Origin of the sequence: Vreelandella venusta, from assembly GCF_007989605.1 — a bacterium.
Taxonomy (GTDB): domain Bacteria; phylum Pseudomonadota; class Gammaproteobacteria; order Pseudomonadales; family Halomonadaceae; genus Vreelandella; species Vreelandella venusta.
In genome coordinates, this window is sequence record NZ_BJUL01000007.1 from 212,868 (window position 1) to 235,315 (window position 22,448).

The following is a 22,448-nucleotide window of genomic DNA, read 5'->3' on the forward strand; positions in this document are numbered from 1 at the left end:
AGCCAGCTTAGCGCCCAGTACCTCCTGGAAGACAGGGCCTATTTTTACACGGTAAGACAGGCCTAATGTCGACACTAGGCCAAATTGAAATGACATTTAAGAATGCACAGCCACAGAGGCTTTGGTTTGTCTTATCGTAATGAAAAAAAAGGCTTTAGTGTCAAACTTAGCCGAAAGATCGGGCTTTTTGTTGTTCTACCTTTACCCGCCACCTAGAATAACCGCCGTCGGTGTTCCTCACGGAACTTAATAGAGAATCCGCTGCGGCTTAGCCGCGAAACGGAACTGCCCCCGCAACTGTAGGCGGTTAGCGATGCTCAATGAGCCACTGGACGTATTGTCTGGGAAGGCGAGCTAGCCATGACCCGTCAGTCAGGAGACCTGCCGACCATGTTAATTAATCGAGCGAGACGGTTCGGCCAGATTTTTTCTGGCTGGACGCATCGCTCATCATGCACGGGAGTGTACATGATGTTGAGATTGACCACGGCGGTAGCCGCCAGTGTTGTAAGCCTTGGCCAAGCGGCTTACGCCGCTACCGATTACCCCCTCACACTCACCAACTGCGGCGTAGAGATAAGTGTAGAGTCGGCCCCCGAGCAAACGGTAACGGTGGGTCAATCGGCCACAGAGATTCTTTACTCACTAGGGCTTGCTGACAGCGTAGTTGGCACCTCAGTCTGGTTTAATCCGGTATTGCCGCAATTTACTGAGGTCAATGAACAGATCGAGCGAATCGCCAACGACGACCCCAGCTTCGAAGCCGTAGTCAACAAGCGCCCTGACTTAGTTGCGGTGCAGTACGAGTGGCACGTGGGGCCTACCGGGAGCGTGGCCAGTCGAGACCAGTTTCATGAACTAGGTATCGCCACCTACATCATGCCCGCCGATTGCGATACTAAGGATAACTCTACCGGTGGCGATGGTACCCGCACCGCCGCCTTCTCGACGCAATCGATCTATAAAGGGATCACCGAGCTAGCCGAAATTTACGATGTTCAAGACGCTGGTGATGCCCTGGTGGCAGACCTAAACGCCCGTGAAGAACACGCTATCAACCTGGCAAGCAGCCTTGATTTGCCAGAGGACCTGTCGGCAGTCTTTTGGTTTTCATCAACGGACCTGGGAGTCAGCCCTTTCGTTGCCGGTCAACTGGGCGCACCAGGCTATATGATGGACAAACTAGGCATTCGTAATGTCATTGAGTCTGATGAAGAGTGGCCCACCATTGGCTGGGAAAGCATCGCCCAGGCTGACCCCGATGTGATTGTTATCGCCGCCATGGATCGTCGCCGTTTTCCTGCTGACGACATCGAAGCAAAGCGTGAGTTTCTGCACAACGACCCGGTTACCCGCGAAATGACGGCGGTTCGAAATAACCGCATCGTTGAGATGGATGCCCATGCGATGAGTGCCACCATGCGCAGCATTTACGGCCTTGAGTCACTCGCCGAAGCGCTGTCGACGATGTCTTTCAACTGAGATGGCTTTTAACACATGAGCATAGCGCTAACACGGCCGACTGCTAGACGCTTCGGGCTGCGCTGGCTTTGGGTAACGCCTCTTGTGCTGGTGGCCGCACTCATCGCGGGCACCGCCATCGGCGAGACATCAATTCCCATTGATACTATTCTCAAAGTACTTGCCAACCAGCTACTTGGCAGCGATTACCCGGTTGACCGAATCGACGAGGGTATTATCTGGAACTACCGCCTCAGTCGCGCCGTCGTTGCCGCTTGTTGCGGCACCAGCTTGGCATTGGCGGGAGTGGTATTGCAGGCCCTGCTGCGCAACCCCCTAGCCGACCCCTATTTAATGGGTATTTCTGCTGGAGCCTCTACAGGTGCCGTTGCGGTGGCGGTTGTTGGGTTAGGCGCGGGCCTGCTGTCACTCTCCTTGGGCGCCTTCGTTGGCGCCCTGCTCGCCTTTGGCATCGTAGTAATGCTCGCCCATGCGGCCAACAGCGGTGTCGGCGGTGGGCGTGGCGTTCAGGCAGCAGGGGCAATTATTCTGGCCGGGATTGCTGGCTCGCAGCTATTTAATGCACTGACGGCTTTTATCATTACCAAGTCAGCCAGTGCTGAACAGGCGCGGGGCATTATGTTTTGGCTGATGGGTAATCTCTCCGGGGTACGCTGGGCTGATGCCACCTTAGCGGTGCCTGCCGCGCTGCTAGGGCTAGTGGTTTGCCTATGGCACCGCCGTTCCCTGGATGCGTTTACCTTCGGGGCCGACAGCGCCGCTTCGATGGGCATTGCAGTGCGTCCGGTGCGCGGCATGCTGATTATCGCAATGGCACTGGTCACTGCGGTGATGGTTTCCATCGTAGGAGCGATTGGCTTTGTTGGCTTAGTGATTCCCCATGCGATGCGCTTTATTGTCGGCAGCCAACACACGCGCTTGATACCCGCCACGGCGCTTGCTGGCGCGGTATTTTTAATCGGTTCAGATATTCTCTCGCGCACGCTGATATCTGGTCAGGTGCTTCCCATCGGGGTGATTACATCGCTAATCGGCGCACCCGCTTTTGCGCTAATTCTTGTCCGTGGCAAGAGGCATTAATGCAACTATCCGCAGAACAACTCACCTGGGCGGTACATGGCACGCCACTGGTCATTGACGTCACCCTGACTGTCGAGCCTGGTCAGACCTTTGGTCTGGTGGGGCCCAACGGCTCGGGAAAAACGTCCCTGCTGCGTCTGCTGGCCGGTTTGAACAAACCAAAGTCAGGACAAGTGCGGATTAATAACCAGCCTTTGCACGCCCTCACGCAACGCTCTATCGCTCAATCTATTGCCTTAGTTGAGCAACAGGCTGACACCACCGATAGGATTACCGTGCGCCAAGTGGTCGCGCTGGGTCGCACGCCGTTTCTTTCCGCCTTACGCGCCTGGTCAATTGAAGATGATGCCATCGTGGCTAAAGCGCTGATAGATGTTGATATGGCGCATATGGCCGATCGGCTTTGGCATACCCTCTCTGGCGGTGAGCGCCAACGCGTGCATATTGCTCGGGCATTGGCCCAACAGCCTAACATCCTGCTGCTGGATGAACCCACCAACCATCTGGATATTCGCCACCAACTGTCGATTCTTGAACTGGTCAGGCAGCTGCCGATTACGGTGATTATTTCCCTGCACGACCTTAACCAAGCCATGGAGTGCGACCGCATCGGCGTTATGGATAGCGGCCGCCTAATCGATAGCGGCCCACCCCACGACGTGCTCACCGCCAGTAGGCTACAGCAGACCTTTGGTGTGCATGCCCACGTGATCGATGACCCTGTCGATGGCAAGCAGGTCATGCGTTTTCGCAACGCAGTTTAGAAACGTTGGCATGGGGTAAATGACTTGGGGTAGATGACATGGATAAATGATATGAAGTAAAAGGCAGCGATACCACAGGATATAGTGAGGCGTTTTTTTGGTTAAGATATTGGGGCCCAAATGAGTACTGACCATCCACCAAATGCGCATCTTGCTAAATGGGAAAATGCTAAAAACCCTGTGGTGTCGATGTTTAAAGAGTACCCTGCGGGCCATCACATCTCTCCCCATCAACATCAGCGTGGACAGTTAATCTATGCCAGCACAGGTACGATGAGACTATGCACCCGCGATGAATACTGGTTATTACCTCCGTTTCGTGGCGTCTGGATGCCTCCTTACGTAGAACATGAAATGAGCGCCAGCACAGCGGTTTGTTTGCGGACTTTATATGTCAATGTCGAATCGTTCACCTTGAACTTGCCCAGTCATCCAGTAGGAATAGGCGTCACTGCCCTTTTACGCGAACTGCTGATCAGAGCCTCCTCTTTTTCAATCACCTATCATCCAGACAGCTTCGAAGAGCGCTTATTGCGGCTAGCATTAGAAGAAATGAAGCTGGCCTTCGAGTGTGGATTAAAACTGCCCATGGGCAGAGATAAGCGTTTGAAAAAGATCTGCGATACGTTGCTGGAAAATCCGGGTGATGTGCGCTCACTGGCAGATTGGGCGAATGAGGTCGGAGCAACGACGCGGACACTATCCCGACTATTTCGCACTGAGACAGGTATTTCTTTTATTCAATGGCGAGAGCAGGTACGCATTGTAAGTGCTATGTCGGGGTTAAGCACCGGGCAACGCGTTAGCCAAGTTGCAGAGCATCTAGGATATGCTTCACAAGGGGCGTTTACCGTGATGTTCAAACGTGTCACGGGTAAATCTCCCCGAGAGTATTTAAACGATCTGTCCTGTTCTCAAACAAAGTTGTCTCGCATGGAAGAATAGAATCCGCGTGAGATTGATATTGTTTCTCTACTTTTTGAAATAATCGGTAGAGGAATATGAAACGTTCACTAACGTCACTCACTGACCACTATTACGTTCTGATCATCGCGTCTACATTCCTGCAAGGGTCTTCTTTTGTCAGCACTAAGCTCGTTATGGAGCAGATGTCGCCTTTATGGGCAGCGTCTGCTCGCTTCCTGGTCGCAGCACTATCCTTGTCGCCTTTTGTTTTTATCCAAATGCGCAGGCATAAACTAGCTCTTAAAGAGCTTCCTTGGGTAAAACTGCTAATAATTGGTAGTTTTCAAACAGCCGGTGTCATGTCGCTACTCAACATTGGGCTAACGGCGACTAGCCCTTCCATAGCGGCCATTCTTATGGCCAGTAACCCTTTACTGGTGGTTGTCTTGGCATGGTTTATTTTAGGCGAGCGCTCCTCGACGTTTGCCTTATTCGGCTTAGCCTCTGCATTTATTGGAGTAATTATTTGTATTGGGATCGACGTTGACGGCTACCACGGAATCGGGCATGGGGAAGTATTGGTGATGCTGGCATCTACCTGCTGGGCCTGCTCTACCGTGTTAAGTAAGAAATTTGCCATGACGCCCTCACCTTGGATAGTCACTTTCTGGCAGATGTTGATTGGCTCCCTGCTGCTTATGGTGATAGCTGCATTCAGCAAACAACCTTTTTCCCTACCGACGGATGCTTACCACTGGGGAATGTTTATGTGGCTGGCAATTCCCGCATCGACTGGAGCTATCGGGCTTTGGTTTGCGGCGTTAAAGATTGGCGGCTCCGTACATACAAGCGGCTTCTTGTTTCTGTGCCCACTATTTGCCGCCCTGGTTGCATTTATATTGATCGGACAACACCCAGCATGGCATGAAGTGATTGGCGGGGTTTTGGTGGGCGCAGGCCTGTTTCTGATGTCTCGCCAGCGTCAACCAAACCAGCGACAGCCAAAACCAGCCCCCCTGTTAGATACCCGCTAACGTAGCAGCGAGCGCTAACTGTTGAGCTAGCCAAGCTTGTCATCACTCTTTTATGGGCACAAATACCGGTGCCCCTTCAACCTCGACCACCGCCAGCCGCTGCTGGTAAAGGCGCTCTAATGCACTGGGCACTAGCATGCTGTCTCGCGCTCCCCAGCAAGCCTCGCCACTGGGGTAGATTAGCAAAAGGTGATCACACCAGCGGGCGGCTAGATTTAAATCGTGCAGGCACATCATCACCGCACTGCCCTGGGCTGCCTGCTGGGCCATCAGCGCCATCACTGCGCTTTGGTGGTGTAAGTCGAGGTGGTTGGTGGGTTCGTCAGCCAGCCAGATATTGGGAGCCTGAGTCAGTACCGTGGCCATCGCCACGCGCTGGCGCTCGCCGCCAGAAAGCGTACTCACCAAACGGTCGCGCAGGTGCGCAACGTCTAACCGTTCAAGCGCTGCCTCGGCTTGGGCATAGTCGTCTGCCCCCTCCATTTGCCACAGCGATAGGTAGGGATGGCGGCCAATCAGTGCGGTTTCAAGCACGGTCGCGGGAAAGCCATCCAAGCGCTCCTGGAAGACAATTCCCAACATTTGCGCAACTTGCCGTCTGCTCAGCGTCTCAAGGGGCTGCTCCCCCAGCAGCACTTGCCCGGAGCGCGGCGCGTTCAGCCCTGCCAAAGTGTGCAGCAGCGTCGTTTTACCCGCTCCGTTGGGGCCGAGCACGCCCCATACCTGCCCTGGTTCGATGGTAATATTCAGCGCCGTGCCACCGTCTCTTCCCGGTACGTTGATGATCAGGTCTTGGGTAACCAAACGGCTCATCAGCGGCTCCGATAAAGCAGAAAGAGGAACGTCGGTACACCTAATAGTGCGGTAATCACTCCTACCGGCAGCTGTTCCGGCGCGATCATTGTGCGCGCCAGTGTATCGGCCAGCATGAGTAAGGTCCCTCCAGCCAGTGCACAGGCCGGTAAGATTAACCGCTGATCGTTACCCAACAATAGGCGCAGCATGTGCGGCACTACCAAGCCGACAAAGCCAATGCTACCCGCCGTAGTAACAGCCGCGGCGGTTAGCAAGCTGGCGACGATATAAATGCACCACTCAAGTGGCCGGACGGCAACGCCCAGCGCAGCAGCCTGCTGAGGGCCACGAGCCAGCACATTTAAGCTGCGTCCAAGGGGCATCACTATCACACAGGTAGCCAGCAACAGTAGCAGCGGCGACCAAGGTGCGCGCGCGTAAGAAAGATCGCCCATTAGCCAATACAGCATGCCCGGTAACCGCTCAGCAGGGCTCAGTGCCAACATCAAAGTGATCACCGCGCCCCAGCCTGCCGCAACCACTACCCCAGTTAGCAGTAACCGTGAAGGGGTCCAGCTACCGCTGCCGTGGGCCAAGCCGAAAACTAATAACGTCGAAACTAGCGCACCGCCAAACGCCGAGCCTGAAATCGCCAATCCGCCCAGCCCCCCCAGCATGGCAGCAAGCGCACCAATCGAGGCACCTCCGGAAAGTCCGAGTACATAAGGGTCTGCTAGAGGATTACGCAGCAGCACTTGCATCAGAGCACCCGCTACCGCTAACAATCCACCGACAGCAAAAGCCGAAAGTGCTCTTGGCAAGCGCAGCTCCAGCACCATAGTACGCGCCAGCGCATTGCCCTCGTCCTGGCCGATATAACCAAGATGACCGAGAACCACTTGCCAAACTTGCCCTGGGGAAAGCTGCGCACTACCAATACCAAGGGCGATAATCAGAGAAGCCAGTGCCGCCAGCAGCAACAGACCTAGTGGGAAGCCCAATCGTGCTAACATTTAATCTCGCTCGCGTCTTTGTCGGGCAATATCAAGCTTCTCGCAGAGAATTTGGCTGCCTTCCATCAAGCGTGGAGTAGGCCGCTGAATTAAAGAAGGCGGTACAAAAAAGAGATTATCATCGGCAACCGCCGTTAAGTTTGAGTACTGCTCCCAGTGGGTCAACCAATGGCGATTCTCTTCCCCCATTCCTCCGGCAACAATCGCTTCAGGGTTTGCCGCCAGGACAGCCTCATCATCGATACGTGGCACTAGCCGCGCCTGCTCACCAAACACATTTACACCGCCACAAATTTCGATCACCTGGCCGATAAGATGTGCGTCATTAACACTCATTAACGGCTCGTCCCACACCTGATAGAAGGTACGCACCGGCTCCCGATCACGATATTGAGCGGCCAGCTCTGCCATCCTCAGCCGGAAATTATCAGCGACCGCCTGACCGTCGCTTTCAGTGCCAGCCAGCCTCGCCAAACGCTCAATTGCGCTGGCCACGCCCTCAAAATTCCTAGGCTCAATATAGAACACCGGCATACCCAACGCTTCAAGGGTTTCCAACTGTTCAGCGGGATTCCCAGTTACCCAGCCGATCACTAGGTCTGGCGCTAACCCGACCAAAGCTTCTAAATCAATGCGCGTATGGCTGCCAACAGACACAACGTCTTTGGCCTCTGGCGGATAATCACTGTAGCTAACCACCGCCACTACCTGATCACCAGCGCCCGCAGCATAGGTCAGCTCCGTTGCCCCTGGCGAGAGCGTGGCAATACGTTGAGCCGGCGTATATAGGCACACCTTACGGCTACGATCATCCATCTCGCAGCGGCTGTGGTCATCAGCCAATACGGCGTTTGAAACCACACCACTGAGCATCGATAAGCTTAGTATGAGCCGGCTTAATAACAGTGCGGGGCCAGTGGCCCCGCGATGTTTAAACAATGTCTGATTCGCTGTTTTATTGGCCATAGTGAACGCTTAAGAATCCTGCACGGCCTGCGTTAAGATAGTCGGCACCATCAAACGAACGCGTTGTAATGTAGTCTTGGTCCAACGCGTTTTCTAACGTTACACGCGCACTCCATAACGGGGCAAACTGCCAACCTGCACGTAGGTTAACCTGCCCGTAACCGCTGAGGCGATCTTGGTTCTGCGTATCACGGTAACGGTGGTTTTGAGCAATCCAGGAGCCACCCACCGACCAGTCGCCAAGTTCGCGGTCTACGTCTAAGCGAAGACTTTGTGAGGCACGGTTTTGCAGGCGTTTACCGGTTAGGCGGTTTTCAGGGTCGGTGTAGGTCAGCGCAGCGGCTAGCGTCCAATCGTCGAGTTCGACGCCTGCAGCCAGCTCAGCTCCACGAATACGGGTTTCGGGTACGTTAAACAGCAACCCCTGACCAGCAATCAAGTTGTCGATATCGGTTTGATAGAGTGCCGCATCCCAGAACCAGTGGGCATACTGGCCGCGCACACCGACCTCGATGCTTTGCGACGTTTCAGATTCCAAATCGGGATTACCAAAGCCTGGGTAGTAGAGCTGATTGTAAGTGGGTGCGTTAAAGGCTGTACCGTAGTTGGCACGTAAGGTGTGGTAGGCGTCGAGGTCATAGCCCACGCCTACGCTGCCGGTGACTTCTTCGCCGTAAGCCTCATTGTCATCAAAGCGCAAGCTGGCTTGCACAGTAAAGGGTGAAAAATCGAGCAAGGCTTGGGTAAATACCGCCACGTTGCTACGGCTGGTTTCATCGTAGGCCGTGGTGCTCTTAACACGGTCTTCGCTGTATTCAGCGCCTGCAATCAGCTCATGGGCCCCGGCTGTTAAGGTATTTTCCCAGCGCGCGGTACTCACCTTGGTGTTAAACACTGAGTCACCAAAGCTATTGATGTTATCGCTTTCATCACGAGATTCGCTAAACGTTAAGCGGCTGCGCCAGTTATCGGTTATCGGCAGCTCGCCATAGATACCCGCCACCTGCTGAACGAAGTCGTTTTCACCGCCATCGTATTCGTTATGACCACGGGCACGGAGCGCCAACACACCCGCTTCTGCACCACTTGCAAAAGTGTGAGAAACCCGCGCTAACGCCGTGGTGTTGTCATAGCCCTTATCGTCGCCATCGCGCCGAATCGGTTGACCATCTGTGGTGAAGTGGCTCGCGGCAAAGCTATAGCGAGTGCCACCCTCTGTGCCGCTAATACCGGCACTCAGGCGCTGGGTATTAAACGAACCACCACCGACAGAAACACGCGGCTGCGGTCCCTGTTCTTCACCCTGGGGGGTAAACAGCTGAATAACGCCGCCAATCGCGTCGGCACCATAAAGGCTGCCACGCGGACCACGCACAATTTCGGCGCGATCAAACATACGCGGCTCCAGATGCTGCCAAGCAGCCCCACCACTAGTGGCAGAACGAAGACGAATACCGTCGATCAACAGAACATTTTGGCCGCTACCGCTGCCGCGAATAAACACGCTGCTGTTTTTACCAAAGCTGCCGTTGGTGGAAACATCCACCCCGGGCTGGCCGCGGAACAGGTCGGTAATACTTACCGGATCTTGACGGCGTAGCGTTGCCTCATCCAGTACAGTCACCGAGGACAGGCTGTCATTAGCAGTACGCGGGGCTAGTGCGGCAGTAACAACAACGGGGTTTAATGCATTCGCAGCAGACTGCGCGTTAGATTGGGCTTGAACGGCCACGGGCAATGCGGCCATCGCAAATGCCGCCAGCGTGGCAGTAGATTGAAAACGGTAAGACATGAGGAGATCCCTTGCTCACTGTGCTCACCCGCACAGCGTATTTTTTTGACCGGGCAGAGGGATGATGGGGAGATCGGCAGCCTAAGCTGGCTATATCACCCTGAGCACGCCCTCCGCGTCTCGGCATGTTGTGGTTCTTTAGAACCATGCCTCTTAGGCCGGTCTCCGGGCTGACGAGCGAAAAGCAGATAACAACATCCTGCCTTTCCGAACGACCACCTTCCCATGCGTTAGCACAGTGGCATCTTTAGCCGTTCTTATCTCGATCACCGTTGCGGGGGCAGCGCTGGATTCACGTTAGTGTTCACCAACTTCCCGTTTAACTGATGGCGGTAATCGCCACCAGCACCTGAGAGTGCGCGTAAACTAGCAACTTGTTAGGGGCTGGTCAATTGAACCGATTAGGGTTTCAGCGCCTGCACGAGCCCATGTCGTACATGCCAGACCTGCTCGGATTGGGCGGCGGCGTCTTGGCTAAACCAGCCGCTTAAATCGCGCAGGCGGCGCTGGTCTTGCGCCATAGGAACGATTCCTCGCCCTAACTCGTTCATGATGATCACCAGCGTCACGCCACGGGTTTGTGCGGCCGCGGCCAAGCTTTCCAGATCTCCCCGCCACAGAGCCCGCGACGTATCGCTACTCATATCCGAGTGCAGCACTGCCGCTAACCACTCAAACACACCGTGCAGAACGAGCGGCACATCAGGCTGCATGATGTGGGTCACTTCGTGTAAACGCTGCCCTGGAGAAAGCCGCCACCAAACCGCGCTGGGAAAGCGTGCTTTTACAACATCGCGCTTACCTGCGCAGGCACCGCCGATGAACAGCTGCATTGCCACTCTCCTTTGCCATCTTCACGTTTTAGATACGTCAGTTGCCAACGCCGCCCTTGTGCTTGGTGAACGATGCCTTCCCAAAAGCCAATGGTTTCGAAACGACGCCGCAACTCGCGTATTACCCCGCCATGGGTAACGACCAGCACTTTTTGATAATGATGTTCGCGGGCGTGCCTAGCCACCTCTTCAAGCCAAGCATTTAAACGCTCACGTAGCTGGCCAGACGATTCGCCGCCGGGAATTTGCAGCTCACCCACGCTATCAATCCAGGCGCGATAATGGGGTAAGTCTTTTAGTTCATCGTAAACTTTGCCTTCATAGTCACCGAAATCCAGCTCCCGTAATCGTGGTTCTAGATACAGCGGCATACCCGGCTTTGCCGCCTGCGACCACTCAAGGGTTTGCTGGCAGCGGTTTAAATCGCTTGAATAAACAGCGTCAAAACGCTCTTCTGCCAATGCGTCACGCAGTGCCAACAGCCCCGCTTCTGCATCCGGAAATAGCAGCGGAATATCGCGCTGCCCTTGGTAGCGGCGCTCTAAATTCCAAGCGGTGATACCGTGGCGAACTGCCACCAACTCCACATTAAGACCAGTAGCCAAAGCTCTCCTCCTTCAATGGTGGCCCCCACCATATCGCCGTTAATACCGTTAAATAGCCGCAGTAGTGCCTTTCTGGCGACTGCTACCCACACGATGATAATCACTCCCCAGGCAAACCATGCAGGGGACAGCGCGCCAAGCAGCACCAACGGTAGCAAGGCATAGCCAACATCACGGGCACTTAGCGACTGCTGCCAGCTCCATGCGAGCCCCTTGCCGTGAGCGCAGGGAGTAAAAATCAGCAGCGCGACACCAGCCAATCTGCCTAATGCAGGCACGGCCACCAGCCACCACAGCGGCGCCTGATAAGCCACCAGCGCCCAAAGCAATACGCCCTTCCAGGCCAGCAAAAACAGCAATGCCAGGATGCCGAAACTGCCTATCTGGGCGTCCTTCATGATTTCCCAACGCCGCTCAAGGGGTTGGTTACTGCCTAACGCATCGGCAAGATCCATCACCCCATCGAGGTGTAAACCGCCCGAAAGCGCTACCCATAGGCTTAGCAGTAACAACGCAGTGATTGGCGCTGGTGACGCTATGAAACTTAATAGCAGCGCGCTTAACGCCAGCGCGCTGCCAATTAATAACCCTACCAACGGATAGGCGCGAATTGCCCAGCGACGGGTGGCTGGTGTCCATGGGCAGGCAATCGGAAGCGGAATTCGGGTTAGAAACTGCAGCGCGAGTATTAGGCCGAACAGCGCATTTTTCATCGTTTCCACTCCATGGCACAGCCCGCAATGATTTCAAGCACTGAGTCAGCTTCCCGCGCTAACCAGCGGTGTAAGCACTGGATAAACTCAACGTAGCGCCAGGTAGCGGAGTGATCAGCAATCAGCTCTTCGTTGAGATCGTTCGACACAATTACTAATGTCAGCCCCCGAGCTTGTGCATCATCCAGGCAGCGAGCCAGCAGCGCTAGGCCTTGCTCATCACTGAATTCTTCATTTGGCCCAGCGCCAAACAACACTTGTCCTGCCCAGAGAGTTAAACAATCGAGTAGCACCGCGTGCTGATCGGGCACTTGGGCAATCGCTTGATCAATTGCCAGGGGCGCCTCTAGCGTCACCCATTGGCCTGCCCGGCGTGCCTGGTGGCGCGATACCCGATCGGCCATTTCGGCGTCGTAAACATTGGCGGTGGCAATGTAGTAGCAGCTGGCGTCCCCCGCCGCGCTGAGCACACGCTGCTCCGCTACTTGGCTTTTTCCAGAGCGAGCGCCCCCACTAACAAAGACAATCATGCAGCACCTTTAGCAAGCGGTTGTTTGTCGCCTCATCACGCAGTGCCAAACGTAACCAACTGCCCTCAAGCCCTTTAAAGCTGTGGGTATGCCTCGCCAGCAGTCCTTTATAAAGCATGCGTTCAAACAGGTCTGCGCTGGTCACGCCGCGCTCACGCTGTAAAACACCAGGCCGCACAAGGAAAAAGCAGCTGTGACTGGGCACCACCTCAAGCCCTAGCGCCTGCAACGCCTTGCCCAGACGTGGCTGCTCACTAGCCAGCCACTGCTGGGTGAGCCGTGCAAACTCGCCATCCGCTAACAGCGGCGCCACCAGTTCGGCGGCAAAATGATTCACACTCCAGGGCGGTTGATGGCGGCTCATGGTGTCTACTAGGTTTTCCGCAGCCAGCACATAGCCTAAGCGCAATCCAGGCAGGGTATAAAACTTGGTCATTGAGCGTAGCAACACTAGGTGACAGTAACGCTTAAGCAGCGGCGTCAGCGCCTCGACGCCTATTGATAGATCGATAAATGCTTCGTCGACCACCACTTGGGTTCCAGTAGCCTGCGTGTGCGCTAGCAGTGCCTCTACTGCCTCGATGGCTATCAGCGTGCCAGTCGGATTATTCGGACGACACAGAAACACCACGTCGGCGTTTGCTGCACTCTCTAGCAGGTCGTCCATCTGGCAAGCGAAATGCGGCTCGCGCAATACATGCTCGGTCATTTCAATCCGGTGGGCAGAGCAGGCTCTGGCATATTCACCAAAGCTGGGAGCCAGTAATAAGGCACGCCCACTGGCATGCAGCGCAGCGGCAAGAAAAATGGCCTCCGCCCCACCATTGGTTAGCAGTACTTGCGCTGGCTGAACATCGTTGTGCGCCGCAATGGCCTGCCGGGCCGCAACGTAGTCTGGCGAGGGATAGCGACTAAGACCACCAAGTCGTGTTCCGAACCAGCCTGCCAGCCATTCGGGCGGCCCAAATGGGTTAAGGTTAGCGCTCACATCATCAACCACATGATCGGCAGGTAGCCCAAAACGCTTCAGCAGCGCTGCGGCCTGGCCACCATGGCTTGGCCAATCAGCCGCCTCGTGAACGTTGGTTTGACGACTCATAGCCATGAAATCCCTGCGCTTGCTAAGCCCATTAATACGCCCGTTAATACACTCATCAACACGGCCATTAACAAGAAAAACAGCAGCCAAGCACCGTGCATTAATTTAATGGTGGCGTTGATATGCGAACACGTCAGTGTTTCCAGCGGAGTGCCAAGGGTTGCTCGATAGGAAACCGCGCCCTGATAAACATTGGTGCCGCCCAACTGCACACCTAACAAGTTCGCGACCATGGCTTCTGGCCAACCCGCATTAGGGCTTGGGTGGCGGGGCGCTTCGCGGCAGGTAGCCAACATGGCCCGACGCCAATAGAGCGTCGATGATTGCCAACTGATCAGCCCCCCGGCAACCCACAAACAGAGCGCGGTCAGCCTGGCGGGCAGCCAGTTAGCGATATCATCAAGCTTCGCCGAGGCATAGCCGAAGTCGCTGTAGCGTTCGTTTTGATACCCCACCATGGAATCCAGCGTGTTGATTGCTTTATAAGCCAGCGCCAGCGGCGCACCGCCGATAAACGCGAAGAATAGCGGCGAGGTGATGCCATCCACGGTATTTTCTGCAATGGTTTCTACCGCACCGCGGGTAATCTCCGCCTCATCCAGTTGCTCGGTATCACGCCCCACCACCATGGCAAGCGCCTTTCGTGCCGATGCTAAATCACCGTTAGCCAGCGGCACGGCAATAGCGCGCCCCGCTTCCGCCAAGCCTTTTATGGCCAGCGTTGTCGCCAGCAACCAAAGCTCGGCAGCTAGCCCAAGCCAAGGGTGCACCCAAGTCAGTAGCTCCAAACTCAGCCAAGCGAGACCATACGTGCCCAGCACAATGGTGGCGGTGAGTATAAAGCCCAGGAGTCGACGGCGTTTTTCACTGCCTTGGTTCCAGCGCTGCTCAAGTACGCTGATGGCACGCCCAATGATGACGACTGGATGCGGCAATGAGCGTGGGTCACCCACGATCAAATCAATGACAATCGCCATCGCGACTAACCCAACGGTAGCTACCCCTAGCATGGTGAAACCTGCTGCGATTTGCTCAGCGAATCCAGCGTTGCTCGATACACTGCTTGTCCAATCGCCCGTCCAAGCGCCGTACCAGAGCCTGCATAAGAGGTCTGACAACCGCGTTGAGTAGCAGCGATAGACAGACTATCGGTTGATGTTCCAGTTGCAGGCGTATCACTGAATGGATCTTTAACGCCCACTTTTCTCAGCGCCTGAACTTTCGCCTCCGTTGCCGAGAGAGAAGCATTAACCAGCGCACCATCGGTCAAATGGGCATCTAAAAAAAGGAACGTATTAATCGTGCCCACCTTGGATATGCTGCGCAGCACTAAACGGGGGTCTGAATCGCTTGAAACGCTAATATCTACCGCATTGCCAACACCTGCTGTCACCAATGCCAGTACACCATTGGCTGTATTAACTAGCGGCACACTGGCGACACATGCGTTGCGCAGGCGCACTGCCGTCATCATTGCAACAGCACATAGCGGTAGCCGCTGATTGGCCAGCCAGCGAATCAGGTCATCTTCCGGGTGATGGCCATCGTAATCTTTATCAACGTGAAAATTTGCGAAGTGTTGGCGATATCCAAACCCGCCACCCACGAGTGCGCTACTCAGGGTATACAGTGGCTCAGCAGCAGACACCACCAAGCAGTGCTCGCTTTGCGACCACGTTAGCGGCTGGCTAAATGAAAGCGTTTCTTGCTCACTCATAGGGCACTATTATCGTGAATACCCGCATCGGCAAAGGTGGCCATTTCACTAAGCATCGCGGCGGCAGCCTGCAATAAAGGAAACGCCAACGCCGCGCCACTGCCTTCTCCCAGGCGCATTCCCAAGGCTAGCAGCGGCGACGCATCAAGTGCTTCAAGAGCCGTGGCATGGCCAGGCTCTTCAGAGCGATGCCCAAAAATCAAATAACCACGTACCGCCGGACATAAACGGCAGGCCGTCAGAGCGGCTACCGTAGCAATAAAGCCATCCACAATGGCAGGCAGTCGGTTGGCCGCCGTGGCCAAATAAGCACCTGTCATGGCAGCGATCTCTAACCCGCCGAGCTTGGTTAGCACCTCCATGGGGTCTTCGGCATTGGCTTGGCGTGCCTTTAGCGCCCGCTCGATCACCGCTACTTTATGGGCCTGCTGGGCGCTGTTAATACCGGTGCCAGCGCCCACCAGCTGGGCCACTGGCTTACCGGTTAGCGCCGCCAGCATGGCGCTGCTTGCCGTGGTATTAGCAATGCCCATTTCACCCGCAATAATGCATTTCGCCCCCGCTTGAACAGCGCGTTCAACGGCTTCGCAGCCTACCTGTAGCGCAGCCTGCGCTTGGTCATGGCTCATGGCATCTTCAAGCACCATATTGGCGGTGCCCGCGCGCACTTTGGCATCAATCACGCCAGGCATTGCCAGCGGTGCCGTAACGCCAACATCCACAACCTCAACCTGGGCACCAATTTGTCTGGCAAAGACGTTGATCGCCGCCCCGCCATGGGCAAAGTTAGCCACCATTTGCGCCGTCACTTCTTGTGGAAAGGCCGATACGCCCTCTTCAGCAACCCCGTGATCAGCAGCAAAAACAATGATCGCCGGTGGCGTGATGCTGGGCTGACATTCACCAGTGATCTCACTAAGCGTAACGGCCAATGCCTCTAACTGGCCGAGGCTGCCCGGCGGCTTGGTGAGCGTATCAATATAGCGAAGCGTCAATTCGCCAGTGTGGCTATCAAGTGGCGTGACTTGGTTAACGATGGAATGCATAACAGCTCCAGGGCAGCAATCAAATTCATTTTGCGCAAGATGGTAGCAAAAGCGCGGCTGCTATACTTGCGCTTTAAGTTGCTTCAACAGCCAATTAATCCCATCCGGGGAGGAATTGTCCTGTCACCAGTAACGTTCATTAAAACATCATCATTTACGACGATAGTCGCTACCAATAATGGGTAATAAAACTACAAATATGGTTTTTATTGCCGTAAAGTCTCTTTTATCGACTCAAAATATGTAAAATAACTACAATCCTGACTCACCGTCTCTATCATGCAGAGGTCTCTATGCCGAGCTCAACACCCGCTACTTTAAATCCTACCGTTGCAGAGGTTACCCAACGCATTCGTGAGCGCTCTGCTGAGCGGCGCGCGCTCTATGAGCAACGCATGGCGGACCAGCACAAACGTGGTGTGCATCGTGCAGAGCTATCCTGCGGTAACCTAGCCCACGGATTTGCCGCCTGCAGCCCCCAAGAGAAAGACTCCCTAAAGCTAATGAACAGCGCCAACTTGGGGATCATTTCTTCTTACAACGATATGCTGTCGGCCCACCAGCCGTTTGAAAGCTTCCCGGAAACCATCAAAGCCGCTGCTAGCGCGATGGGGTCAACCGCCCAGTTTGCCGGTGGTGTTCCCGCCATGTGTGATGGAGTTACCCAGGGGCAACCGGGCATGGAACTGTCGCTGTTTTCCCGCGACGTGATTGCAATGGCTGCAGCGGTTGGGCTTTCACACAACATGTTTGACGCTGCCCTTTATCTTGGCGTGTGCGACAAGATTATCCCTGGCCTGTTTATCGCAGCGGCACGCTTTGGCCACCTACCCGCGATGTTCGTACCCGCAGGCCCAATGCCCAGCGGTCTGCCGAACAAAGAGAAAGCACGCATCCGTCAGCTATATGCAGAAGGCAAAGTAGGCCGCGAAGAGCTGCTACAAGCGGAGTCGGACTCCTACCACAGCCCTGGCACCTGCACCTTCTACGGCACGGCCAACTCAAACCAGCTGATGATGGAAGTGATGGGGCTTCACCTGCCAGGCACCTCGTTTGTGAACCCAGGCACGGAAATGCGCGAAGCCCTGACCCGTTACGCAACCGAACAGGCTATTCGCAATACCGAACCTGGCGGCGAGTATCGCCCTTTCTATAAGCAGATCGACGAACGCGCCATCGTCAACGCAGTGGTAGGTTTGTTGGCGTCTGGCGGCTCAACCAACCATACGATGCATTTGATTGCCATGGCCGCTGCAGCGGGCATTACGCTGAACTGGGACGACTTCACCGACCTCTCCGCTGTCACACCCAGCCTGATGCAGGTATACCCTAACGGCCAAGCAGACATTAACCACTTTCAGGCGGCAGGCGGCATGAGCTACCTGTTCCGCGAACTGCTGGGCGCTGGCTTGCTGCACGGCGATATCCCGACGGTGTTCGGCACTGACCTGACGGCCTACACACAAGAGCCTTTCCTTGAAAATGGCAAAGTGGTTTGGCGCGAAGGCCCAGCAAGCAGCTTAGATGAAAACGTCTTACGCCCAGTCGCTACCCCCTTTGCAGCGACTGGCGGCCTAACGGTAATGAAAGGCAACCTGGGACGCGGCGTGATCAAAGTGTCCGCCGTTGCCGACGAACATCGTGTAGTAGAAGCACCAGTGAAAATCTTCGCCGACCAGAACGAAATGAAGGCTGCGTTTGAGTCCGGCGACTTAGATCGCGATGTCATCGTTGTGGTGCGCTTCCAAGGGCCAAAAGCCAATGGCATGCCGGAACTTCACAAACTGACGCCGTTTCTGGGCGTACTGCAGGACCGTGGCTTCAAAGTGGCCCTGGTGACCGATGGCCGTATGTCTGGCGCGTCGGGTAAAGTGCCCGCTGCAATTCATATCAGCCCCGAAGCCCTGGACGGTGGCCCGCTCTCGAAACTGCGCGACGGCGATATTGTGCGCCTGGACGCCAACGCAGGTACGCTGGAAGCCAAAGTAGCAGCAGCTACCTGGGCCGATCGTGAGCGCGTAGTGGCGAATTTGGACCACTACCACGTGGGCCTAGGCCGCGAACTATTTAGCGGCTTCCGCCACCTGGCCATGCGTGGCGAAGAAGGCGCAGGCTCGCTGGGCGGCTTTGAAGCCGATGACCTCGCTCGCCAACAGGGCCAGATTTTTGAAGAGGATGCCTAATGCGACCGGCCTTAATTGGTGATATTGGCGGAACCAATGCCCGCCTGGCGCTCGTCACGCCAAATGAGGTAACGCCCCACGATATTATTAATCTTCCCTGCGCTGACTACCCAGGGGTTATCGATGCGATTCAGGACTACCTGGAACGCGTGGGCGCCACGGGGGAAAATGCACCGCTGGAAGCCTGCTTAGCGTTTGCCTGCCCGGTGCACACCGAGCGGGTCAAGATGACCAATAATCACTGGGATTTTATGAAAAGCGATGTTCAGCAGACGCTGAACCTATCGCTGTTCAAAGTGATTAATGACTTTACCGCACAGGCGCTGGGCGTTCCCCATGTGGACAGCGACAACCTAGTGGAAGTGCAAGCAGGCGTGGCTCAGCCTCACTCTACCCGCTTGGTAATTGGCCCCGGTACAGGCTTAGGCGTTGCTGGCGTTTTTCCCGGCCAACACGCCTGGATACCACTTCCCACCGAGGGCGGCCACGTCACGTTCTCTCCTACTGACAGCACCGAGCGGGCGCTATTGGATATCTTTTTACAACGCTACCAACGGGTCAGCGTAGAACGTATTTTAAGCGGCCAAGGCTTACTGGAGCTGTACCAGGCTCATTGTGCTCTGAACGAGCAAGCACCTAGCTGCACGACGCCAGCCGAGGTTACCCAAGCCGCAAACCAGGGTGACCCTATCGCCACCGCCACCCTGCTACGCTTTTTAAAAATCCTCGGCGATGTATGTGGCGACGCAACCTTATCGATGGGGGCTAGAGGCGGCGTTTATCTATGCGGCGGGATTTTACCGCGCCTACTGGAGTGGCTACCCAAATCCGAACTGCGTGATAGCTTTGTGAACAAAGGCCGGATGGGCGCTTATAACGCCGACATTCCCGTGTGTGTTGTGACTCACCCATGGACAGGACTGCTCGGCGCCGCCGAAGCACTACATAACGAAGAAGTCTTTTAACTTATTAGGAACGCCCATGCCTGCTCACACCTTCGATGTGCCTTTTGTTCTCGGCATGATGCGCCTGCATGAAGCACCAGAGATGCATCAGGCGAGCTATCTCGCCGACTGGATCGAAGCCCGTATCGAGCAGGGGTTGCACTGGTTCGACCATGCCGACATTTACGGGAACGGTGCGTGCGAGACGCTGTTTGGTCACGCGCTAAACACGCGCCCCGGACTGTCAAAACGGCTTAAGGTGGTGACCAAAGCGAGCATCGCCAACGATAACCCAGCCCTCGGCTCTGGCAAGATAAAGCACTATAACGCCAGCCCGGGCTATCTATGCCGCGCCATTGACAATGCACTTAACCGCCTTGGCGTCGAACGACTAGATCACTTTTTAATTCATCGCCCTGACTTATTAATGAACGCAGAAGCAACTGGCCGCGCCCTTGATGACGCTATCGATGCAGGCAAAATTGGCGCTGCGGGCATTTCTAACCATTTGCCAAGTCAGTGGCGTAGGCTGCAAAACGCCATGCACCACCCTTTACGTGCCAACCAAATCGAGCTTTCCATTAGCCATAACGCTCCCCTGTTTGATGGCAGCTTTGATGATCTATGTGCCGACGGCCATGCGCCGATGGCCTGGTCACCACTAGCGGGCGGTACACTCATGCAAGGCGACGTCGGTAACGTTCTTAACCGCATCGCCCGAGAGCAAAACGGCACCCCTAACGCGTTAGCGCTGGCTTGGCTGCGGTCACTGCCTAGTCGGCCGATTGCCGTTGTGGGCAGCGTGAAGCCTGAGCGTATTACTGACATGCTCGACGGGCCTGAGACGCTCTCAAGAGAGACATGGTACGAGCTGTTAGAGGCCGCGCGAGGCCACTGCGTCGCGTAATCCCATCATCAATTAATAATATAATGACAAGGAATGACTTATGACGCCGGTGATTGCTTTCGGTGAAGCCTTGGTTGATATGTTGTCCAGCCGCTTAGGCGATGACACTGGCCAAGAAACCTTCACGCCTTACGCGGGCGGCGCGCCTGCTAACGTCGCGGTTGCCTGTGCCCGACTTAACGTACCCAGCCAGTTTTTAGGTATGGTGGGCGACGATACGTTTGGCCACTTCCTGATTCGTGAGCTGAAAAGCCATGGTGTGGATACTCAGGGTGTGGTGTTGACCAAAGAAGCACGCACCGCGCTGGCGTTTGTTTCCCGGGATAGCAGCGGCGAGCGCACGTTTGATTTTTATCGCCCACCGGCGGCCGACCTGCTTTATCGCTTAGAGCACCTGCCCCACGGCGTGTTTGAACAACCGGCGATTGCTCACTTATGCAGCAACAGTTTGACTGACCCTGAGATTGCCGATACCACTTTAGCGATTGCCGCTATGGCAAAGCGCGCAGGCTGTTTAGTCAGCGTGGATGCCAACCTCCGCCACAATCTGTGGAGCGAAGGATCAGCCGACCTCTGGCTGGTAACCGAGCTATTGGATAGCGCCGAGCTCGTTAAAGTCTCATTAGATGAGCTTGACTATCTGCGTGGCGAAAATTCTCAGGAAGCGTGGCTATCCCAGCGCCTAGCCGCCGGGGTAAAAGTAGTTTTAATCACCGACGGCCCTAACAAGGTAATGCTGAAAGGTGTTGGCCTTGACCACACCATCACACCACCCCAGGTGACCGCTGTTGATACTACCGCTGGTGGTGATGCATTTATTGGCGGCCTGCTGGCTGAACTTTCACAGCACGGAATTGATGAGAACTGGTACCAGGATAGTGCCTTTCTAACCCGCGCGGTGGATATTGCCTGCCGCTGTGGTGCTCACGCAGTGACCCGCCCAGGCGCCTACGCCGCACTGCCGCTCCATAGTGATATTGAAGCGCTAAGAAATAGGTAATATGGGTAACAAAAAGGCGTGCAACGGATAACGCGTATAAAACGTGCTGTGGCAGGCGTGTTCGTTAAATAGACTCGTAGCGCTATTATGATCAACCATCGCATTACCTATTCAGACGCTCTCTCAATGGCGCTGAGTAGCTATTGAGTTAGCCGGGCAGATCCCTGCTATGCGAGGTTCTTCAAGCACTATCGACAGTGAGCCTGCCAGGCTCCGCCTCCCACTGACCGTGCATATACTTCAGGGGCGTCATCCCTGTGTGCTGACGGAAGAAATGAATAAAGGCGCTGTCCGAAGAGAACCCCAACAGATAGGCCGCATCGTTAACCTGACGTTGCATTGATAACAGTTCAATAGCGGCAAGCAGACGCCATTGCTGGCGCCAGGCCTGGTAGCTCATCCCGGTTTCACGGCAAAAAATCCGGCTGACCGTCTTAGCACTAGCACCAAACTCTCCTGCAAGCGAAATTAGAGTCGGCGGCAACTCCCCCTCAGGGCTCCAGCGTTCAACCAGCGCCTTCAAACGCGGGTGTAACGGTAGCGTCAGTTGCAGTGACTCACGCTCAGCCTGCTGCATCTCTTCTATAAACAACGCCAGCGTGTTGTGCGTATTAACATCCGTTATATCCCAAGGCCACCAGGCCATACGTTCGATCAGTGCGCGCAAAAGCTCATTCACTACGACCACTTTCACCTCCTGGCCAAGTAACTGAGACACTTCGAGGCTGAAGTAGACGGAGCGATATGCCACCACATTGGTCATCATCACCTGATGCTGAACCCCAGTGGGAATCCACGCCGCTCGAGTTGGCGGCAGCACGCATCGCTGACCATCAAGCACAATGCGCATACACCCACGGGGGGCATACAGCAGTTGTCCTTTGGCGTGACTGTGCATACCTGAATCATGGCGACCGACCTCGGCGGCAATTCCCACCACATTGCCGGCCACCAAGTCCGGGTTAAAAGACTGCTGCTGGTTGATCAGTGCCACTGTCTTATTTTCGACATATTTGGTTTGAATAACGTTATTTGAACA

At 55.3% G+C, this 22,448-nt stretch carries 22 protein-coding genes and 2 riboswitches; of the genes, 9 read left to right on the plus strand and 13 right to left on the minus strand.

Features of this window, described 5'->3' with window-relative positions; all coding sequences use genetic code 11:
* Positions 1–211 precede the first annotated feature (211 nt).
* A riboswitch (cobalamin riboswitch) is annotated at positions 212–403 on the plus strand.
* Positions 404–468: 65 nt separating this feature from the next.
* The 5 genes from HVE01_RS10330 (at position 469) to HVE01_RS10350 (ending at position 5,266) form a co-directional block, all read left to right on the plus strand.
* Positions 469–1,482, plus strand: a complete 1,014-nt coding sequence (locus HVE01_RS10330) for an ABC transporter substrate-binding protein (protein WP_146943934.1) — start codon at positions 469–471, stop codon at positions 1,480–1,482.
* Between the two features lie 15 nt (positions 1,483–1,497).
* Positions 1,498–2,562 carry a FecCD family ABC transporter permease gene (locus tag HVE01_RS10335; protein ID WP_146943936.1) on the plus strand — a complete coding sequence of 355 codons (1,065 nt, stop codon included), beginning with the start codon at positions 1,498–1,500 and terminating at the stop codon, positions 2,560–2,562.
* Positions 2,562–3,326, plus strand: a complete 765-nt coding sequence (locus tag HVE01_RS10340) for an ABC transporter ATP-binding protein (protein ID WP_146943938.1) — start codon at positions 2,562–2,564, stop codon at positions 3,324–3,326. The genes HVE01_RS10335 and HVE01_RS10340 overlap by 1 nt, the downstream gene beginning before the upstream one ends.
* 120 nt (positions 3,327–3,446) lie before the next feature.
* Positions 3,447–4,271, plus strand: a complete 825-nt coding sequence (locus HVE01_RS10345) for an AraC family transcriptional regulator (RefSeq protein ID WP_146943940.1) — start codon at positions 3,447–3,449, stop codon at positions 4,269–4,271.
* A 56-nt stretch (positions 4,272–4,327) separates the two neighbouring features.
* Positions 4,328–5,266 carry a DMT family transporter gene (locus tag HVE01_RS10350; RefSeq protein ID WP_146943942.1) on the plus strand — a complete coding sequence of 313 codons (939 nt, stop codon included), beginning with the start codon at positions 4,328–4,330 and terminating at the stop codon, positions 5,264–5,266.
* Between the two features lie 42 nt (positions 5,267–5,308).
* Here the strand turns inward: HVE01_RS10350 and HVE01_RS10355 are convergent, their stop codons facing one another.
* The 12 genes from HVE01_RS10355 to cobT form a co-directional block, all read right to left on the minus strand.
* Entirely contained in the window at positions 5,309–6,079 is a 771-nt protein-coding gene (locus HVE01_RS10355) for an ABC transporter ATP-binding protein (protein ID WP_146943944.1), read from the minus strand.
* Positions 6,079–7,074, minus strand: a complete 996-nt coding sequence (locus HVE01_RS10360; RefSeq protein ID WP_125747119.1) for a FecCD family ABC transporter permease — start codon at positions 7,072–7,074, stop codon at positions 6,079–6,081. Before HVE01_RS10360 ends, HVE01_RS10355 begins: the two co-directional genes overlap by 1 nt.
* Positions 7,075–8,040 carry a cobalamin-binding protein gene (locus HVE01_RS10365; protein WP_146943946.1) on the minus strand — a complete coding sequence of 322 codons (966 nt, stop codon included), beginning with the start codon at positions 8,038–8,040 and terminating at the stop codon, positions 7,075–7,077.
* Positions 8,030–9,832, minus strand: coding sequence for a TonB-dependent receptor domain-containing protein (locus tag HVE01_RS10370; protein WP_146943948.1), 1,803 nt, complete (start codon positions 9,830–9,832; stop codon positions 8,030–8,032). The genes HVE01_RS10365 and HVE01_RS10370 overlap by 11 nt, the downstream gene beginning before the upstream one ends.
* Before the next feature lie 139 nt (positions 9,833–9,971).
* Positions 9,972–10,200: riboswitch (cobalamin riboswitch) on the minus strand.
* A gap of 33 nt (positions 10,201–10,233) precedes the next feature.
* On the minus strand, positions 10,234–10,665 hold the full coding sequence (locus HVE01_RS10375) for a bifunctional adenosylcobinamide kinase/adenosylcobinamide-phosphate guanylyltransferase (protein WP_146943950.1): 432 nt from the start codon (positions 10,663–10,665) through the stop codon (positions 10,234–10,236).
* On the minus strand, positions 10,617–11,270 hold the full coding sequence (locus HVE01_RS10380) for a histidine phosphatase family protein (RefSeq protein WP_125747111.1): 654 nt from the start codon (positions 11,268–11,270) through the stop codon (positions 10,617–10,619). The genes HVE01_RS10375 and HVE01_RS10380 overlap by 49 nt, the downstream gene beginning before the upstream one ends.
* Entirely contained in the window at positions 11,207–11,983 is a 777-nt protein-coding gene (gene cobS, locus HVE01_RS10385) for an adenosylcobinamide-GDP ribazoletransferase (RefSeq protein ID WP_146943952.1), read from the minus strand. Before cobS ends, HVE01_RS10380 begins: the two co-directional genes overlap by 64 nt.
* Complete coding sequence (locus HVE01_RS10390; RefSeq protein ID WP_146943954.1) at positions 11,980–12,513, minus strand: bifunctional adenosylcobinamide kinase/adenosylcobinamide-phosphate guanylyltransferase; 534 nt, start codon at positions 12,511–12,513, stop codon at positions 11,980–11,982. The genes cobS and HVE01_RS10390 overlap by 4 nt, the downstream gene beginning before the upstream one ends.
* Complete coding sequence (gene cobD / locus HVE01_RS10395) at positions 12,497–13,612, minus strand: threonine-phosphate decarboxylase CobD (RefSeq protein ID WP_146943956.1); 1,116 nt, start codon at positions 13,610–13,612, stop codon at positions 12,497–12,499. The genes HVE01_RS10390 and cobD overlap by 17 nt, the downstream gene beginning before the upstream one ends.
* Positions 13,609–14,622: an adenosylcobinamide-phosphate synthase CbiB gene (gene cbiB / locus HVE01_RS10400; protein WP_146943958.1), complete on the minus strand. Its 1,014-nt coding sequence runs from the start codon at positions 14,620–14,622 to the stop codon at positions 13,609–13,611. The genes cobD and cbiB overlap by 4 nt, the downstream gene beginning before the upstream one ends.
* Positions 14,616–15,329: an adenosylcobinamide amidohydrolase gene (locus HVE01_RS10405; protein ID WP_146943960.1), complete on the minus strand. Its 714-nt coding sequence runs from the start codon at positions 15,327–15,329 to the stop codon at positions 14,616–14,618. The genes cbiB and HVE01_RS10405 overlap by 7 nt, the downstream gene beginning before the upstream one ends.
* Complete coding sequence (gene cobT / locus HVE01_RS10410; protein WP_146943962.1) at positions 15,326–16,375, minus strand: nicotinate-nucleotide--dimethylbenzimidazole phosphoribosyltransferase; 1,050 nt, start codon at positions 16,373–16,375, stop codon at positions 15,326–15,328. The genes HVE01_RS10405 and cobT overlap by 4 nt, the downstream gene beginning before the upstream one ends.
* A gap of 293 nt (positions 16,376–16,668) precedes the next feature.
* Between cobT and edd the strand changes: the two genes are divergently transcribed.
* The 4 genes from edd to HVE01_RS10430 are packed head-to-tail and all read left to right on the plus strand — an operon-like array spanning position 16,669 to position 21,409.
* The gene (gene edd / locus HVE01_RS10415) at positions 16,669–18,558 is read left to right on the plus strand and encodes a phosphogluconate dehydratase (RefSeq protein ID WP_146943964.1); all 1,890 of its coding nucleotides are present in this window, start codon (positions 16,669–16,671) and stop codon (positions 18,556–18,558) included.
* On the plus strand, positions 18,558–19,523 hold the full coding sequence (gene glk, locus HVE01_RS10420) for a glucokinase (protein WP_146943966.1): 966 nt from the start codon (positions 18,558–18,560) through the stop codon (positions 19,521–19,523). The genes edd and glk overlap by 1 nt, the downstream gene beginning before the upstream one ends.
* A gap of 16 nt (positions 19,524–19,539) precedes the next feature.
* Entirely contained in the window at positions 19,540–20,409 is an 870-nt protein-coding gene (locus HVE01_RS10425; RefSeq protein WP_146943968.1) for an aldo/keto reductase, read from the plus strand.
* A gap of 40 nt (positions 20,410–20,449) precedes the next feature.
* Positions 20,450–21,409, plus strand: coding sequence for a carbohydrate kinase family protein (locus HVE01_RS10430; RefSeq protein WP_125747092.1), 960 nt, complete (start codon positions 20,450–20,452; stop codon positions 21,407–21,409).
* A gap of 181 nt (positions 21,410–21,590) precedes the next feature.
* Here the strand turns inward: HVE01_RS10430 and HVE01_RS10435 are convergent, their stop codons facing one another.
* The gene (locus HVE01_RS10435) at positions 21,591–22,403 is read right to left on the minus strand and encodes an AraC family transcriptional regulator (RefSeq protein WP_125747090.1); all 813 of its coding nucleotides are present in this window, start codon (positions 22,401–22,403) and stop codon (positions 21,591–21,593) included.
* Positions 22,404–22,448 lie beyond the last annotated feature (45 nt).

What these genes read in the sequence shown, in the direction of transcription:
- HVE01_RS10360 (WP_125747119.1), bottom strand. Translation starts at nt 7,074, where the DNA reads ATGTTAGCACGATTGGGCTTCCCACTAGGTCTGTTGCTGCTGGCGGCA.
- HVE01_RS10430 (WP_125747092.1), top strand. Translation starts at nt 20,450, where the DNA reads ATGACGCCGGTGATTGCTTTCGGTGAAGCCTTGGTTGATATGTTGTCC.
- HVE01_RS10345 (WP_146943940.1), top strand. Translation starts at nt 3,447, where the DNA reads ATGAGTACTGACCATCCACCAAATGCGCATCTTGCTAAATGGGAAAAT.
- HVE01_RS10425 (WP_146943968.1), top strand. Translation starts at nt 19,540, where the DNA reads ATGCCTGCTCACACCTTCGATGTGCCTTTTGTTCTCGGCATGATGCGC.
- HVE01_RS10355 (WP_146943944.1), bottom strand. Translation starts at nt 6,079, where the DNA reads ATGAGCCGTTTGGTTACCCAAGACCTGATCATCAACGTACCGGGAAGA.
- glk (WP_146943966.1), top strand. Translation starts at nt 18,558, where the DNA reads ATGCGACCGGCCTTAATTGGTGATATTGGCGGAACCAATGCCCGCCTG.
- cobT (WP_146943962.1), bottom strand. Translation starts at nt 16,375, where the DNA reads ATGCATTCCATCGTTAACCAAGTCACGCCACTTGATAGCCACACTGGC.
- HVE01_RS10350 (WP_146943942.1), top strand. Translation starts at nt 4,328, where the DNA reads ATGAAACGTTCACTAACGTCACTCACTGACCACTATTACGTTCTGATC.
- HVE01_RS10365 (WP_146943946.1), bottom strand. Translation starts at nt 8,040, where the DNA reads ATGGCCAATAAAACAGCGAATCAGACATTGTTTAAACATCGCGGGGCC.
- HVE01_RS10340 (WP_146943938.1), top strand. Translation starts at nt 2,562, where the DNA reads ATGCAACTATCCGCAGAACAACTCACCTGGGCGGTACATGGCACGCCA.
- HVE01_RS10335 (WP_146943936.1), top strand. Translation starts at nt 1,498, where the DNA reads ATGAGCATAGCGCTAACACGGCCGACTGCTAGACGCTTCGGGCTGCGC.
- HVE01_RS10375 (WP_146943950.1), bottom strand. Translation starts at nt 10,665, where the DNA reads ATGCAGCTGTTCATCGGCGGTGCCTGCGCAGGTAAGCGCGATGTTGTA.
- edd (WP_146943964.1), top strand. Translation starts at nt 16,669, where the DNA reads ATGCCGAGCTCAACACCCGCTACTTTAAATCCTACCGTTGCAGAGGTT.
- HVE01_RS10390 (WP_146943954.1), bottom strand. Translation starts at nt 12,513, where the DNA reads ATGATTGTCTTTGTTAGTGGGGGCGCTCGCTCTGGAAAAAGCCAAGTA.
- HVE01_RS10330 (WP_146943934.1), top strand. Translation starts at nt 469, where the DNA reads ATGATGTTGAGATTGACCACGGCGGTAGCCGCCAGTGTTGTAAGCCTT.
- HVE01_RS10405 (WP_146943960.1), bottom strand. Translation starts at nt 15,329, where the DNA reads ATGAGTGAGCAAGAAACGCTTTCATTTAGCCAGCCGCTAACGTGGTCG.
- cbiB (WP_146943958.1), bottom strand. Translation starts at nt 14,622, where the DNA reads ATGCTAGGGGTAGCTACCGTTGGGTTAGTCGCGATGGCGATTGTCATT.
- HVE01_RS10370 (WP_146943948.1), bottom strand. Translation starts at nt 9,832, where the DNA reads ATGTCTTACCGTTTTCAATCTACTGCCACGCTGGCGGCATTTGCGATG.
- cobS (WP_146943952.1), bottom strand. Translation starts at nt 11,983, where the DNA reads ATGAAAAATGCGCTGTTCGGCCTAATACTCGCGCTGCAGTTTCTAACC.
- cobD (WP_146943956.1), bottom strand. Translation starts at nt 13,612, where the DNA reads ATGAGTCGTCAAACCAACGTTCACGAGGCGGCTGATTGGCCAAGCCAT.